Origin of the sequence: Saliniramus fredricksonii, assembly GCF_900094735.1 — a bacterium.
Lineage (GTDB): Bacteria > Pseudomonadota > Alphaproteobacteria > Rhizobiales > Beijerinckiaceae > Saliniramus > Saliniramus fredricksonii.
The window spans coordinates 282,185-297,130 of the sequence record NZ_FMBM01000002.1 but is presented as its reverse complement, the minus strand read 5'-3'; the positions used below and the strand labels follow the sequence as shown (position 1 = coordinate 297,130).

Annotated in this window: 17 protein-coding genes; 4 read left to right on the top strand and 13 right to left on the bottom strand. The window is 62.1% G+C overall.

Going from position 1 to position 14,946, the window contains the following annotated elements; genetic code table 11:
• Positions 1 to 24: 24 nt before the first annotated feature.
• The 3 genes from GA0071312_RS08030 to GA0071312_RS08020 form a co-directional block, all read right to left on the bottom strand.
• Entirely contained in the window at positions 25 to 477 is a 453-nt protein-coding gene (locus GA0071312_RS08030) for a PaaI family thioesterase (RefSeq protein WP_074444539.1), read from the bottom strand.
• Positions 474 to 1,508, bottom strand: coding sequence for a tRNA dihydrouridine(20/20a) synthase DusA (gene dusA, locus GA0071312_RS08025; protein WP_074444538.1), 1,035 nt, complete (start codon positions 1,506 to 1,508; stop codon positions 474 to 476). Before dusA ends, GA0071312_RS08030 begins: the two co-directional genes overlap by 4 nt.
• A 294-nt stretch (positions 1,509 to 1,802) precedes the next feature.
• The gene (locus GA0071312_RS08020; RefSeq protein WP_131817745.1) at positions 1,803 to 2,060 is read right to left on the bottom strand and encodes a hypothetical protein; all 258 of its coding nucleotides are present in this window, start codon (positions 2,058 to 2,060) and stop codon (positions 1,803 to 1,805) included.
• Between the two features lie 206 nt (positions 2,061 to 2,266).
• Here GA0071312_RS08020 and GA0071312_RS19150 point away from each other — a divergent pair.
• A protein-coding gene (locus GA0071312_RS19150; RefSeq protein ID WP_420819944.1) for an IS630 family transposase occupies positions 2,267 to 3,327 on the top strand; the annotation gives its coding sequence in 2 pieces (ribosomal slippage) (positions 2,267 to 2,756 and positions 2,756 to 3,327; 1,062 coding nt in all).
• 202 nt (positions 3,328 to 3,529) lie between these two features.
• Here GA0071312_RS19150 and GA0071312_RS19645 read toward each other — a convergent pair.
• Positions 3,530 to 3,976 (bottom strand): hypothetical protein, encoded by a 447-nt coding sequence (locus tag GA0071312_RS19645; protein ID WP_074444537.1) that lies wholly within the window; start codon positions 3,974 to 3,976, stop codon positions 3,530 to 3,532.
• A gap of 257 nt (positions 3,977 to 4,233) precedes the next feature.
• Between GA0071312_RS19645 and GA0071312_RS08000 the strand changes: the two genes are divergently transcribed.
• The 3 genes from GA0071312_RS08000 (at position 4,234) to GA0071312_RS07990 (ending at position 8,109) form a co-directional block, all read left to right on the top strand.
• Positions 4,234 to 4,461 (top strand): AbrB/MazE/SpoVT family DNA-binding domain-containing protein, encoded by a 228-nt coding sequence (locus tag GA0071312_RS08000; RefSeq protein ID WP_074446002.1) that lies wholly within the window; start codon positions 4,234 to 4,236, stop codon positions 4,459 to 4,461.
• Positions 4,462 to 4,696: 235 nt separating this feature from the next.
• Complete coding sequence (locus tag GA0071312_RS07995; protein ID WP_238947154.1) at positions 4,697 to 6,673, top strand: type I restriction-modification system subunit M; 1,977 nt, start codon at positions 4,697 to 4,699, stop codon at positions 6,671 to 6,673.
• Between the two features lie 92 nt (positions 6,674 to 6,765).
• Positions 6,766 to 8,109 (top strand): restriction endonuclease subunit S domain-containing protein, encoded by a 1,344-nt coding sequence (locus GA0071312_RS07990; protein WP_074444536.1) that lies wholly within the window; start codon positions 6,766 to 6,768, stop codon positions 8,107 to 8,109.
• Between the two features lie 31 nt (positions 8,110 to 8,140).
• Here GA0071312_RS07990 and GA0071312_RS07985 read toward each other — a convergent pair whose 3' ends face one another.
• The 9 genes from GA0071312_RS07985 to GA0071312_RS07945 all read right to left on the bottom strand — a co-directional run bounded on the left by GA0071312_RS07985 (position 8,141) and on the right by GA0071312_RS07945 (position 14,912).
• Positions 8,141 to 8,521 carry a nuclear transport factor 2 family protein gene (locus tag GA0071312_RS07985; RefSeq protein ID WP_074444535.1) on the bottom strand — a complete coding sequence of 127 codons (381 nt, stop codon included), beginning with the start codon at positions 8,519 to 8,521 and terminating at the stop codon, positions 8,141 to 8,143.
• A gap of 136 nt (positions 8,522 to 8,657) precedes the next feature.
• Positions 8,658 to 8,969, bottom strand: a complete 312-nt coding sequence (locus GA0071312_RS07980; protein ID WP_074444534.1) for a hypothetical protein — start codon at positions 8,967 to 8,969, stop codon at positions 8,658 to 8,660.
• Positions 8,970 to 9,000: 31 nt separating this feature from the next.
• Positions 9,001 to 10,047, bottom strand: coding sequence for a hypothetical protein (locus GA0071312_RS07975; protein ID WP_074446000.1), 1,047 nt, complete (start codon positions 10,045 to 10,047; stop codon positions 9,001 to 9,003).
• A gap of 11 nt (positions 10,048 to 10,058) precedes the next feature.
• Entirely contained in the window at positions 10,059 to 10,466 is a 408-nt protein-coding gene (locus GA0071312_RS07970; protein ID WP_074444533.1) for a hypothetical protein, read from the bottom strand.
• Complete coding sequence (locus GA0071312_RS07965) at positions 10,463 to 11,971, bottom strand: FAD-binding oxidoreductase (protein WP_074444532.1); 1,509 nt, start codon at positions 11,969 to 11,971, stop codon at positions 10,463 to 10,465. The genes GA0071312_RS07970 and GA0071312_RS07965 overlap by 4 nt, the downstream gene beginning before the upstream one ends.
• 174 nt (positions 11,972 to 12,145) lie before the next feature.
• A complete protein-coding gene (locus tag GA0071312_RS07960) occupies positions 12,146 to 13,075 on the bottom strand; it encodes a lysophospholipid acyltransferase family protein (protein ID WP_108721844.1) in 930 nt (309 codons plus the stop codon).
• A 3-nt stretch (positions 13,076 to 13,078) separates the two neighbouring features.
• Positions 13,079 to 13,558: a GNAT family N-acetyltransferase gene (locus GA0071312_RS07955; protein WP_074444530.1), complete on the bottom strand. Its 480-nt coding sequence runs from the start codon at positions 13,556 to 13,558 to the stop codon at positions 13,079 to 13,081.
• Positions 13,559 to 13,561: 3 nt separating this feature from the next.
• Entirely contained in the window at positions 13,562 to 14,245 is a 684-nt protein-coding gene (gene tsaB / locus GA0071312_RS07950) for a tRNA (adenosine(37)-N6)-threonylcarbamoyltransferase complex dimerization subunit type 1 TsaB (protein ID WP_074444529.1), read from the bottom strand.
• Positions 14,246 to 14,285: 40 nt separating this feature from the next.
• Positions 14,286 to 14,912: a malonic semialdehyde reductase gene (locus GA0071312_RS07945; protein ID WP_074444528.1), complete on the bottom strand. Its 627-nt coding sequence runs from the start codon at positions 14,910 to 14,912 to the stop codon at positions 14,286 to 14,288.
• Positions 14,913 to 14,946: the final 34 nt, after the last annotated feature.

Sequence of the window (14,946 nt, the reverse complement as noted above, 5' to 3'; positions counted from 1 at the left end):
ATTCAAAAACGAATACCGATCCCCTCAATCCGCCACGCCCTGCCGGTCGCGCATGCTCATCAGCGTGGCGGTGAGGCGGGCGGCGTGTGTGCGGGTGGCGCCTTCCTCGCAAAACACATCCGCCTCGGCGATGGTCAGGCTGCGGCCCGCCTTGATCACGCGACCCTGCGCGATCAGGCGCTCGCCCCGTGCGGGGGCGAGCAGGTTGATCTTGAACTCGGCGGTGAGCACCCCCGCACCCGCCGGCATCAGCGTCAGTCCGGCATAGCCGGCGGCGGAATCGGCAATGGTCGCGACGACGCCCGCATGCACGAAACCGTGCTGCTGAAGAATATGATCGGCAAATGGCAGCGTGATCCCGACCTCGCCCGGCGCGATGCGCGTCAGCGAAGCGCCGAGCGTCGTCATGATGCTCTGGCGGGCGAAGCTCACACGCACGCGGCTCTCGAAACCGGCATCGGCGGGGGCGAAGCTCACGCCGCATCCTCCCGCTCGCGCCGCGCCATCGCCTCGCGCACATGAGCGACCGCCGCACGCAGGGTATCGAGCCCGGCATCGGGGGCGACCGCATGGGTGGAGAGATGGCGGCGATAGAGCCGTGCGCCGGGCTTGCCGGCGAAAAGCCCGAGCATGTGGCGCGTGATCGAGGCGAGCCGCACGCCGGTTTCGCGCTGGTGGGCGATATAGGCCTCGAAGGCTTCGATCGCCGCGAACGCATCCGCGACCGGCGGCTCGGCTTCACCGAAGATCTCCGTATCCACGCGCAACAGCAGCTCCGGATCCTGATAGGCGGCACGGCCCAGCATGATGCCGTCGAGCGTCACGCCGTCACGCGCGACAAGCAGCGCACGCGCCGTGTCGATATCGCGGATACCGCCGTTTATGCTGACCGGCAGATCGGGATTGGCCGCCTTCAGCGCGAAGACGCGGTCGTAATCGAGCGGCGGGACATCGCGGTTTTCCTTGGGCGAGAGTCCCTGCAGCCAGGCCTTGCGGGCATGCACGACGACCTCGTCGACGCCCGCTTGCCGGCAGGCAAGGGTGAGCGCGTCCAGCGCCTGGCCCGGATCCTGATCATCGACGCCGATGCGGCACTTGACCGTGACGGGCAGCGACACCGCCGCCTTCATCGCCGCCACACAATCCCCCACCAGCGCCGGCTCGCGCATCAGGCAGGCGCCGAAACGCCCGTCCTGCACCCGATCAGAGGGGCAGCCCACATTCAGATTGACCGCATCATAGCCGTAATCCGCGCAGATTCGTGCGGCCTTCGCGAGTTCCGCCGGATCCGACCCGCCGAGCTGCACGGCGACGGGCTGCTCGGCCTGCGAGAAACCAAGCAGCCGCTCGCGCGGCCCGTGGATCACCGCCCCGGTCGTCACCATCTCGGTATAGAGCAAGGCGCGTCGCGACAGCACCCGGTGGAACGCGCGGCAATGCCGGTCCGTCCAGTCCATCATGGGGGCGACTGCGAACTTCGACCCGTAACAGGCGGGGTAACGCTGCATCTCGAACTCTTGTCCTTCAAGCCGTTGCTCACAAAGGCCCGCCTATTGGAAGAAGGTACCACATCGTGTGGTACTGCAGGCAGGATGTTGTACCAATGGCCTCAATCACCAGCCGGAGACGCTCCAACGGCTCCACCGCGCATATGGCGCAGATCACCATCAAGCGCAACGGCAAGATCATTCACGGCGAGAACAAGGCACTCAGCCGCAAGCAGGCGGCTTATGCATGGGCACACGAGCGAGCGGAATCATTGAAAGTGCCCGGTGCGCTGGATCAGCAGAGATGGCCGCGCTCTACGGGGCCCCAGGAATGCACCCTTCCAGCCCGGCGGGCAGCACCAGCCACGCGCCGGCTGCGTAGAGACGCTGCGTCAGATCGGGCGTATCGCTGCGCAAGGTCAGCAAAATCGGCGAAACAGACGTCACGGCGGCATCGGGAAGGCTCGCGAGAAGATCGGCGGGCGGGAACGGCACGAAAACGGCCGGCGCCTCGCCACCGAAACGCAGAACGAGCGCAAGCACCGCGATCCAGCAGACGGCCAGAACCGGCACGGCCAGGACAAACCGCCTCGAAAGCACGCGTAATTCGCCTTTATGCGCTGCCATGCGGGAGAGGGAGCGTGTGCTGCATCACCCGCGCGCATGGCCGGATGCCGCGTGTGGCGGGGAAGGCTCATACCAAACCGCATTGAAATTGACTCGGGGGATTCCCTCCGAGGCGCAAATCAGATTCAAGGTGGCGAACGGAGGAGTTCGCCATGGCTGCTTTGCCCTTGCGGGATGATTTTGACGCGGAACGCTGCCGTGCGGCGGCGCGGCGCTCGAAGGATGGGGCGCAAACGCGCCGGCTTCTGTCTATCGCGGCTATCTATGAGGGATCGAGCCGGGCGGAGGCGGCCCGGCTCGGCGGCGTGACGGCGCAGATCGTCCGCGACTGGGTTGAGCGGTTCAACCGAGAGGGACCGGAGGGGCTCGTCGACCGCAAGGCGCCGGGCAAGGCTCCTCTGCTCGGCCCCGATCATCTGGCGGCCCTGGCACGGCGGGTGGACGAAGGACCGATCCCGTCCGTCCATGGCGTGGTGCGCTGGCGGATCGTCGATCTCGCGCAATGGCTCTACGAGGAGTTCCGCATCGCAGCGAGCGAAGACACGGTGAGCCGGGCCCTGCGCAAGATGGGCTATCGCAAGCTCTCGGCGAGGCCGCGCCATCATGCGCAGGACACGCATACCATCGAGGATTTTAAAAAAGTTTCCCCGCCCGCCTGGACGAAATCGCCGCCCACCAGAGCCTCGCGCCCGATGACATAGAGGTCTGGTTCGCCGACGAGGCCCGCATCGGCCAGAAGAACAAGATCACCCGACGCTGGGCCAAGCGCGGAACCCGCCCCTCGGCGCCGCACGATCAGCGCACCGCCTCGACCTACATCTTCGGGGCGATCTGCCCGCAGGAGGGAAAAGGGGCGGCTCTCGTCCTGCCGCGCTGCGACACAAAAGCCATGAACCTTCATCTCGTGGAGATCGCCGCCGCAGTCGCCCCGGGCAAACACGCCATCCTCATTCTCGATCAGGCCGGATGGCACATGGCCAAAGGCCTCGAGATCCCGCAAAACATCACCCTCCTGCCGCTGCCGCCAAAATCGCCCGAGTTGAATCCGGTCGAAAACCTCTGGCAGTTCATGCGCGACAATCTCCTCTCCAACCGAGTCTTCGCCTCCTATGACCAACTCCTCGACCTGTGCTGCCAGGCCTGGAACGCCATCATCGACCAGCCATGGCGCATCATGGCCATCGGGCTGCGAGACTGGGCTCATCGGTTCTGATCATTGCGGGTTGGTATCACCCTCCATGAAGGCCGCGCCAGAACTCCCTTCTCCTCGGTGGAGAGGAGTTGGGGGTGAGGGGCGCATCAAAATGGAGCGCAGTGCGTGATGAAGCGTACACCCGCCATCGACGCTGGAGAATCATCGCGCCCTCCCCTCACCCCCGGCCCCTCTCCTCGGAGGGAGAGGGGAGAAGGCGCGCCTATTCCCGACGCGTTGGCTGCTCGTCATCCGCGCTGTCGCGGCTGCGGTTGCGCAGGCGCTCGACGGCGTTGCGGATCGTGCGCAGGTGGGTGTGGATGGTGGCGGCGAGGGTGCGCAGGGCGCTGCGGGCATCGCGGTCCTGGATGTCGGCGAGCGCCATGTCGAGGGCGATGAACAGGGCGCGCAGATGGCCGAGATCGTCGGTGATGTCGAGCAGCGCGATCTGCGATTCGTCCGGGAGCGCGGGCCGGGATGCGGGCGCGGATGCGGCGGGCGATGCGGCGCAATACGCTTCGAGCAAAGCCTTCATCTGCGCGATTTCGGCGGGCGAGCGACGAACCCCGTTTTTGGTGAAGACGCGCGCGAGCCAGGCGGCGTCTGCCGGGCTCAGGCCGTGGTTTTCTTCAGGGTTTGAAGAAGGGCTGTTGCCGGTAAAGGGGTTCATGCCAGCCCCCTTTCGCCTGCCGGGACCGTGACGCTTGCATGAATCACACCCGGACATACCGAGATCACTTCCGCCACGCGGGCGGTTTTGGTATCGCTGATTGCAGCCATTGGAAAACTTATCCTTTTCTGATGGTCAGAGCCGGGTGAGAGGGTGCCTCCTCTCGCTCGGCTTGCAATCAATTATAGGTTATTTGGAACGTATGTGCAACATGGGTTGTGGGGGAAATTGGGGTTGGGGTTGCGAGGGAGAGCGCGATGCACAAGCTGCAAATCATCAGCATCGGCGAACCAGCCGGCGTGATCCTCCCGGAGGAGGTCATGGCGCGCCTCGGAGCCAGCGAGGGCGACACGATTTGCCTCACCGAAGCGGGAGGTGGGGGCTACCGTTTGACGATGTGGAGCGCGGAGTTTGAGGGGCAGATGAGGGTTGCGGAGGGGATTATGGAGGAGGATTGGGAGAATTTGAGGGGGATGGGGGAGTGAGATGATCATACGGCGCCGGAGCGCTTTCGCATCTCCCGGCGACCGTGCTTTCCTTGCAACATCACGCGGATGTCGCGCTTTTACCCGTACCCTCGGCTTGCCAAAAACACCCAATTCGTAGATTGGCGCTGCTCTTAGATTGCCAAAAAACCTCTTGATTCTGGATGGACTTGAGCATCAATATGTGGAAAAGAGCCCGTAAGTTGGCGTGCCATGTTTAGAGAGGGGATTCGGCGTGGCTTTGCGTAAAACAGAGGCCCAAGCAAAACTGATTAAGCCTGCAGCGGTAATCGTACAACAGGGAAAAATTCTCGATTACATTGACGGCACTACACAGCGGAACGAAACTCCAGAAGAGTACGTGCGACAGGAAATTGCCAAATCCCTTGTCCGCGAGTATGGATACGAAAAAGCTGAAATATCTGTAGAATTTACCCTTCGATTAGGTTCGCGCAAGCCGCGCGCTGATCTTGCCATATTTGATGAAGGCGACGCGCATGTTCAGGATCGAGCGCGAACAGTTGTCGAATGCAAGTCGCAAAAAGTCAAATCAACTGACCGAAAGGAAGGGGTCGCGCAGCTTCATAGCTATATGTCCGCATGCCCCAATGTTATCTATGGCATGTGGACGAATGGTTTGGAGCGTTTCTGTTACAGGCGCGTTGATACGAATGGAAAGATCGTATTTGAGGAAATACCGGACCTGCCCGGAAAGGGGCGAACAGAGGATGAAGTAGAACGCCCACGGTTCGATCAACTTAAGGCCGCTTCGTCTGATGCCCTTCTTTTTGCCTTCCGCCGTTGTCACAATTATATCGCAGGGAACCAAGGACTACAAAAACCAGAAGCGTTTTGGGAATTGCTGAAGATAATTTTCTGCAAAATTCACGATGAGAGAAGCTCAAATGAGGTCGAGTTTTACGCTACATCAAAAGACCGCCATGGCCTAAACGGGCGTCTTAAAGTCAAAAAACGCATTGAAAACTTATTCAATGAAGTTAAAAAAGAATATATAACGATCTTCCGTGAAAATGAAACAATTGAACTAAACCCAGAAGTTTTGGCGTACATAGTTAGCCAGCTACAGATGTACTCGCTCCTTGAGAGCGATATCGACGTGAAGGGCCGGGCCTACGAAGAAATTGTGGGCTCGAATCTTCGTGGTGATCGGGGAGAGTTTTTCACCCCACGCAACATCTGCCAGATGACAGTATCAATGCTCGATCCAAGTGAGCGACAAGTTATACTCGATCCGGCATGTGGCACCGGCGGATTTCTCATCACCGCCATGAACTATGTCATCGAGAAAATCCGTGGCGCTGAGATCAGCAAGTGGGGAGACGTAGAGCGAGCCGAGAACGCTATCCGCCAGCGGGTCCAGCGGTTCGCCCAAAACTTCATCGTCGGGATGGACTTGAATCCTAACCTCGTCAAGGCGTCAAAGATGAATATGGTCATGAACAATGACGGGGCTGGCGGATTGTTTCAGGCAAACTCGCTAAAACCGGCCGCGACGTGGGATGACGACCTGCGCGAGCGCAAGATCATGGGCGAAGTCGACTTAATTTTTACGAACCCTCCATTCGGCTCAAAGATCCCAATCGATGAACCTTCGATACTCGAAGCGTACGACCTTGGCCACATCTGGTCCTATGACGCAGACACCGATCGCTGGACGCGAACCGATGCGGTGCAGAAGTCCCAGCCGCCGGAAATCCTTTTTATTGAGCGTTGTGTGAAATTCTTGAAGCCCGGCACGGGCCGGTGCGCCATAGTGCTACCCGACGGCATTCTTGGTTCACCGGGGCTCGGATATGTGCGCGAGTGGATACTTCAGAACACCCGAGTTCTTGCCAGCATCGATCTGCATCCGGACACCTTCCAGCCCCACGTCAGCGTCCAGACCAGCGTTCTGGTCCTGGAGCGCAAAACTAATGAGGAAATCGCCGTCGAATCTGCCGCCGGGCGGATGAATGACTATGAAGTCTTCATGGCCGTAGCCAACCACATCGGCCACGATAAGCGCGGCAACGTCACCTATGTCCGCGACAAGACAGGCAACGAGATTGTCGAAGAGGTTGAAGAAACCCTGAAGGAGTATGAGGAAGGGAAGCCCGTTTACAAGAAGCAACGGACGCGCCGAAAGGTCATTGACGACAACACATTGCAGATCGCACAGGCATTCAGAACATGGCTGTCCGAGCAAGACTGACCCCGCCCCGCGCCCCGCAAAGCGACTGGCCGTGGCACAACGTAAAGGCGTTGTCGCTAAAGGCATCGCTGTTATTCAACGGTGGGCGGCGAATGGAAGCCGAGAACTTCCTAGCGAGCGGTTTCGGCGTCCGCGTCGCCATTGAGGCGCAGGGATCGGGCTGGACGCGCCTTGCGAGCGTCGCCCATGCATGGCAGCCGTCTAGGCTGAAGGGAATCCAGGTGGGACCGGAGTTCGGAACACCGTTCCTCGCGGCGACGCAGGTGTATGACGTTCGCCCCGTCCCGCGGAAATGGCTGTCGCTGGACAGAACCGGCGATCATGCACAGCGGTTTGTGAAAGAAGGCACGATCCTTGTAACCTGTTCGGGCAGCGTTGGCCGGGCCACACTCGCTCACTCCCCCACTAAGGACATCCTGATTTCGCACGACTTAATCCGCATCGATGCTGTCGATCCGGACTGGTGGGGCTGGATCTATGCTTACCTGCGCGCGCCGACGGTGCGAGAAATGATGAAAGCCGCGCAGTATGGCCATATCATCAAACACCTCGAAACCCATCACTTTCACGCGCTTCCGATTGTCCACGTTGGTCCGCAGCGGCTGGGCGAATTCGATACCAAGGCAAAGTCAGTCTTGGCCAAGCGTGATCGCGCTTACGCTCTGATGCTGGAAGCTGAGGATCTTTTTCTGAAGGCATTCGGGGAATTCTCGCCAGATGACCTAGGAGAAACAGGCTTCTCGGCTCGAGCAAGCGAAGTATTTGGTACTACTCGCCGCAGGCTCGATGCATGGCACCACAACCCGTCAGCAAAGGCTATCGCTGCGCATTTAGGAAAGAGGGCAGCAGCTTGGTCGTCAATCACCGACCTCGGTTTCGACGTATGGCTGCCAACACGATTCCGCCGAATTGCGGCTGAAGATGGCGTCTACTTGCTCGACAGTTCCGACCTATTCGAAATCAACCCCGATATCACAAAGCGCATCGCAGACAAAGACTTCGGCGATCCCTACGATGGAAGGGTCAGGCAAGGCTGGATCCTCCTTTCTCGTTCCGGACAGATCTACGGCCTCAATGGTTCCGCCATGATCGCCGGGCATTGTCACGAGGATAAAGTGATCTCGGACCATATCATCCGGATCGCTCCGAACGAACCAAAATGCCGAACTGGCTACCTGCTTATGGCCATGACGCATCCAACGTTGGGTCGACCTCGGGTGAAATGCTTGCCCTATGGATCAAGCATTCCGGAAATCGAGGTCTTTGACGTTCAGGGCTTCCAAATCCCCCGTCTTGAACCGGCAATGGAAGCAGTGATCGCAGATCGCGTTGAAAAGGCGGCTCGATTGCGGGACGAAGCTGATGGAATAGAAACACAACTTGGTGCCGATGCAGACGCTATAATTTATTCATTCCTTAGGGTCATGGCAGAGTAATGAATCAACTTGGGGGGCATCTCCCCCCACCTCACCCAACCCGATTCTTCCGATACGAATCCTTCACCGCGATCTTCCCGTCCCTGAACACGAAAAGATCGCAGCCATAGGTCTCGATCTTGCCATTCGGGCCGGTGGCCTTGAAGAGCCATTCGGTGACGCCGCGGTTGCCCTGGATGAAGTGTCTGGGGGCGTTCCAGCTGGCGTCGGGGAAGTTCTGGAAGAAGGTTTCGATGGCGGCGCGGACGTCTGTCTGGCCCTCAAAACGGGCGCCGTCGGCATTGGGGCCGGTGGCGGGGAGGAAGGCGCAGTCTTCGGTCATCATGGCGAGGATGGCGTCCGGGTCATGGCGGTTCCAGGCCTCGGCGAAGGCGTCGAGAAAGGCCTCGTTGACAATATTCTGATCGGCCATGGGGCATCCTCCTCTTGTCGTTGGGTCAACCTAACCCGGGGCGCGCGCGCCGCCAAGTGTGGTCGCCAAGCATGAGCGCCAAGTGTGGTCGCCAACATGGCCGGCATCGCGGCAGCACCGGGGATGGCGACGGGGCCTACCGCGCTGCGGGAATGCAGCCTTCCAGCCCGGCGGGCAGCACCAGCCATGCGCCGGCTGCGTAGAGACGCTGCGTCAGATCGGGCGTATCGCTGCGCAAGGTCAGCGAAATCGGCGAAACAGACGTCACGGCGGCATCGGGAAGGCTCGCGAGAAGATCGGCGGGCGGGAACGGCACGAAAACGGCCGGCGCCTCGCCACCGAAACGCAGAACGAGCGCAAGCACCGCGATCCAGCAGACGGCCAGAACCGGCACGGCCAGGACAAACCGTCTCGAAAGCACGCGTAATTCGCCTTTATGCGCTGCCATGCGACCGCCCTTCCTGCGATTGTACTGCCCCTCAGTAATCATGCACATGCTCTAGTTGCAGACCGTTCTCTTCGAGATTGCGAAGAGCGCCCCCGAGCTCCCCGACCGGGATCAGGAAGAGATGACGGGTATCACCATAGCCCTGGCGCGGCAGATCGGCGAGGGCGCCTTCCTGCCCGGAGCGCTGCGAAATCGCGGTGAACATGATCTGATCATTGCCGGCGATTTCCACAAAGCGGGCCCCAGCCTGCGCCCAGTCGAACAGAATGCCCGTCAGCTTGCGATAACGGGGCGTCTCGACGAGGGCCCCCTGCTCCGTCATGCGCAGCAGGCGCACACCGTCAGCCGCTTCCAGGATACGGGGATCGAGATCCGCGACGACCATCTCGAGGGTCAGCTCGTCCTGCCCGACGGCCTCGACCGCCTGCGCGATCAGCCCGGCATAAGCCGCGCGCGCATGATGCTCCAGCCCGAGCGCGATGGCGCGTTCCCGATCCCGGAACGTCCCCTGCGATGCCGCCCGCAAGGCAGCGGCATCCGCGCGGAAGTCGTAGCGATACCACGGCACCTGTTGCAGGAATTCAGCGTAAGCCGCCGCCTGACGCGCGGAGAGCTGGTCGAGCGCACTCTGCTCGGGGCCGCGGACCCATGTCACCAGACGCCCGATACTCTCCTCATACGCCGCCTTGAGCAGCATCTCGAAGGTGAAGGATACGCCGATGATGTGAATCATCTGGCGTGTTTCGCCATCGACCTCACCCAGAGCCGCACTGGCACGCGTCAGATCGCAGACAATCCGCCAATAGCCCGTAATGGCGGACCAGTAGCCGAAATCATGCGGATCACGCCGGCTGATGATCTCGGCATAATCATCATAGGCATGCACGATATGCCATTCGGGATAGGTCATGAGCGTGCGCGTGGCGGAGCGCGTCCGCTCAGCCAGCGGCGTCGACACCTGAGAAACGGCGTCCTCCCGGCACATCGTCTCGACATAGACAACCGGGCTGGCAAAACCGAGAACGACGATCAGCAGCACCAGCATGCCGCGCATCAACAGACGACAGAGCCTGCGCATACCGGGCCCCATCATGCGCGCCGCAGCGAGATCAGACCCGCTGCGAGCGCCACTGCACCGAGTGCGATATGCGGCAGGTTCGCGGCAATTCTCAATACAGAGAGGCTGAAGCCGAGCGATTCATTGGTGAAGATCCCCAGATCCAGATACCCCCACCCGGTGAATATACCGAACACACCATCACCGAGATATGCCGCACCGAACAAGATCAGGAATATTCTTGCAGAGCGCAATGAAATCATCGCTGCAGCGAAGGCCCAGATTGCCGAGGCCAGATGCAACATGTCATCGAATATGTCCAGATTGAAGATTCCAAAGGCGAGACCATCAGGATCCGTCAGGCCGGGAATGTAATTGATCGCCGAAACGGCCAGGAGAATCACCCCGTAAGCGAGGCAGGTTTTCTTTTCGAAGCTCATACTGCACCCAGATATTGATCCCAGAGATTGTTACGCAGGCGCAAGGCGGGATCGATGCGCCGCTTGGCCTGCGCGAATGCGACGGCGCGCGGATAGGCGGCCTTGAACTGGTCGATCCGCGCATGCGGCCGGTAAGGCAGGTAGTAGCTGCCCCCCAGTTCCAGCACGCGATCGATCAGGTCACGCGTCATGCGCGCGTGATCGGCCTCGGCGCGGCGCGTGACCTCCTGCGTGAAGGACATGACTGCCGCGATCCGCGGCGTCGGCGAATGCGCAAGCCAGCTATCGGGATCCCTGTCCACGTATCGCAGCGTCACATTCAGGAATTCGACGAAGGCGTTCGGAATGACCTCACGGCAGGCGTGCAGGAACCCGTCGAAGGCCTCGAAGGGAATGAAGTATTCATGCAGAATATCGACACGGTTCGGATCCCGGTCATCGAGTGTCGCGACGGGCTCGTTCATGAGGGAGTTGCGCGTACTCTCGCCGGCAAAAAGCGGCGCGAGCCCCTTTTCCGCCCACCAGCGCAGGCGTTTCATCCCTTCGCGCCCCACCTGCATACGATACAGACGGGATGCGAGGTGAGACAGCGTTCCCGAGCCACGCGCCGCCGGGATATCCGACTGATCCTCCGTCGGTGAATAACTGACAAGCAGCGCTTCTTCGAAGAGATTGGCGCGATCGACGTTGAGCCGGCCATAGACCATCGGTTTCGCCGGATCATCCACGGCGGCGCGAAACGATGCCGGGAATTCGGCGGCCGGCATGATCTCGAAGGACGGGGCGAGGCGCTGGTTCGCCACCATCTCGACTTCGAGATCAACGATCAGCCCGATCAGCCCGTAACCACCCATGGCAAGAGCGAAGAGCTCGGCATTCTCGCTGCGCGAAGCCGTCACCAGCTCGCCATCCGGCAAGACCATGCGCAGCGACCGGACCGTCGCGCCCATCGGTCCAAAGGGCACCGGCCAGCCATGGGCATTGACCGAAAACGTCGCGGCGACCCCGAAATCGCTGTTCGACTGCATGACAGCCGGGCTGAAGCCCAGCGGATCCAATGCTGCGATGACCTCGGACCAGCGCGCGGCGCCATTGACGCGATAGATGCCCGCCGACGTATCGGCCTCGAGCCGGGCATTGTCGATTGAAATCGCGGTTCCATCGCGCGGTATGGCCTGACCACCCATGGAATGACGTGCAGCGCCGACATTGACGGGCCGCCCCTCCGCCTGCGCCTGGGCCAGTATCCTGCGAAACTCCCTGATCAGGTCGTCATCGGACTGCCGCAGTTGCATATGCCGGTGTATCGGCGTCTTTGACAGCATGCTGGCATCGTTCAGCGTGAATTCCCTGTCGCGACCAGCCTGAACGACCGGCGCGTCCAGTGAGCGGACGCCATCCGTCGACGGCAAGGCCGGCATTGCCGAACGACCGGCGATGAAGCCGACGAGGCCCACACCACCCACCACGGCAGCGCGCCGTGTGATGCTGGATTTTCTATCCATTGGAAGAATACCTACCCAGAATATAGTTCGCCTCTGGTACACGCGCCAATTGGCGACGACAAGTCGCAGCGCGCGACCTTCATGGAATTGCGTAAACGCCTGCGGGTATGCGATGTGCCAAGCGCAGCGTCGTGCAATCCGAGATATCGGGCAGCGCCATTCGTTTCGAGATTTTCACCTGCTATCAGCCGTTCGGCGATGATCAGCGCGCGAACATTCATCCTCCCGGACGTTATCTCCCGCCACATCCAGCCCCCGATTCGCCCGGCTGACCGCCGCGCGGACCTCGCGCCAGGCGGCGCGGGTCATGGCCTTGCGGTCGCTTTGTGCATCGAAGCTGCGGGGCGTGCCCCAGTGGATCACCACGTCGATGGAGCCGCCGGCGAGGATATCGGCGAGATGGGGGACCAGATCCATGGTGCCGTACCAGCACAGATCGGGCCGCTCGCGGCGCGTCAGCGGCAGGCCGTTGCGGCGGGTATAGGTGATGGCGAGCGGTTGCAGCAGGAGCGCGGGGAGAAGTGTGGGAGCGCCCTCCCCTTGCGCCTCACCTCTCCCCGGATCGAGCGCCATGCGCGCAGCCCCCACCAGCGGCGCCTTGAAGGGCAGGACGCGGTTGCCGTCGCTGGTGGTGCCCTCGGCGAAGAGCACGATCCACTCGCCGCGCCCCAGCCGGCGCGCCATGGTCTGCGCGATCTCACCGGTGGCGCGGCGGTTGTTGCGGTCGACGAAGATCGAGCGCTGCAGCCGCGCCAGCGTCCCGAAGACGGGCCAGCCGGCAATCTCGGATTTCGCGACGAAGGAAACCGGCGCGAGCGCCGAGAGCGCGACGATGTCGATCCAGGAGGAATGGTTGGAGAGAATGAGCGCCGGCACGTCGCGCGGGCGGGTGCCGCTCTCATGGATCGCCAGGCCGATCAGCGCGCAGGCGATGCGGTGAAACAGGATCGGCAGCCGGCGCGCGAGCCGGCCATGGCGGCGCAGGGAGACGCTATGGAAGGGCCAGAGCGCGAAGAAGACGAGGGTGAGAAGCAGCGCCTTGGCGAATATCTTGAGGCTGCGCGCAAGGCGGCCAAGCCCTCGCATCACTGCCCCGCCAGCCATCGCCTACAGATCCGCCGCCATCAGGATCGCGGTCGCCCGCTCGCCGTCATCGAACCGTCCGGGCCCGGCGCGGCGGCCGATCTCGCTGAAGCCGAAGCGGGCATAGAGCGCGAGTGCGGCCCGGTTGCCCTCATCCACCTCCAGATGCACGCGGATGACGCGGCGCGCGCGCAAAGTCTCCAGATGGCTGTGCAGGAGCCGGCGGGCATGGCCCTTGCCGCGCAGGGAAGGCGCGATGGCGATGGTGAGGACCTCCGCCTCGTCCCGGCGCACACGCGAAAGGCAGAAACCCTGCGGCGGGCGCGATTCACCCAGAAACAGCCCGTCGCCATAGACATCGCGCTCCACGAGCAGGCGCTCGAAATCAAAGGCGCTCCAGGGGCGGGCGAAGGCGGCGGCATGCAAAGCGGCCAGCTCGCGGGTATGCTTGATCGAGAGGGGCAGGACGCTCGCGGGCGCGGTGGCGGCAAACCAGGAAATCATCGCTCAGCGCCTCGCAATCCGGGCCGCATCCTGCGGGCGCGCATCGGGAGCGCGCAGGTAAAAAGGTTTCGGCAGAGCCTGAGCGGGATCAGCCGCCATGCCGAGACGGGCGACGAAAAGGATATCCGGCGCGTCTTCCGCATGGGCACTCGACACGCTCACGCCGGCCTGCATCGCCTCCGCAGCGATGAGGCTCGCCGCCGATCCCGTCAGCACCACCGGGCCCGATCCGAGATAGCGCACCGCCTCGCGGATGCCGATATGCGCGGGCGCGACGACGCTGCGCCCGCCCGGCGCCACGGCCTGGAAATAGACCGCCCCGTGGCGGGCATCGATCGCCGCCGCGATCAACCGGCGATCCCCCGCCGCGACGAGGGGGGCGAGCAGGGCCGAGAGCGTGGTGACGCCGACGACGGGCACATCGGCAGCCAGCCCGATGGCGCGGGCGGCGGAAATCCCCACGCGCATGCCGGTGAAGCTGCCGGGCCCGATCGTCACCGCGACGCGGTCGATGCTCTCGAAACCGCCGGGGACGGCTTCGGCGACCCGCCCGATCAGGGGCATCAGCGCTTCGGCATGGCCGCGCTCCATGGTGAGGGTCTCGACGGCGAGCGGATCAGCAGCCCCGGCATCGAGGATGCAGGCCGAGCAGGCGCCGAGCGCCGTATCGATCGCCAGAACCCGCACAATTCTCCCCCGAGCCCGCCTTCACGCGGCGCGATTGTGATCATGCGATCGCGCAGACATCCTCGAACGCGAATCGCGGCAGCCTGGGAAACAGGCTGTCAGGGTCACCATAACCGAGATTGCATAGAAAGTTCGCCTTGATTTTTCCATCCGGGAAGAAGGCTTTTTCCACGCCCGCATTGTCGAAACCGGCCATCGGACCGCAATCGAGCCCCAAAGCCCGCGCCGCCATGATCAGATAGCCACCCTGCAGCGTGCCATTCTGGAAGGCGGTTTTCTGGATCGCATCCGGCTTGCCCTCGACCCAGGAGCGCGGCGCGTCGGGGTTGTGGGGGTGGAGGAAGCCGTAATGCTCGTAGAATTCGAGATCATAGCCGATGATTGCGGTGACGGGGGCCGACATGGTCTTCTCGACATTGCCCTCCATCAGATGCGGCTTCAGCTTCGCCTTGGCCTCGGGGCTGGTGACGAAGATCAGCCTTGCGGGCGAGCAGTTCGCGCTGGTCGGACCCATCTTCACCAGATCGAACAAGGCACGCAGGGTCGCCTCGGAAACCGGCTTGTCCTGCCATTTGTAATAGGTCCGCGCTTCGCGAAACAGCTGGTCGAGAATCTGGTCGGGCACGGGCTGACCGTGGCCGGCCGGGCGCGAATCGGACTGCGTCATCGGGGGATCCTTTCGAAAACGGGTGGGGAGCGCC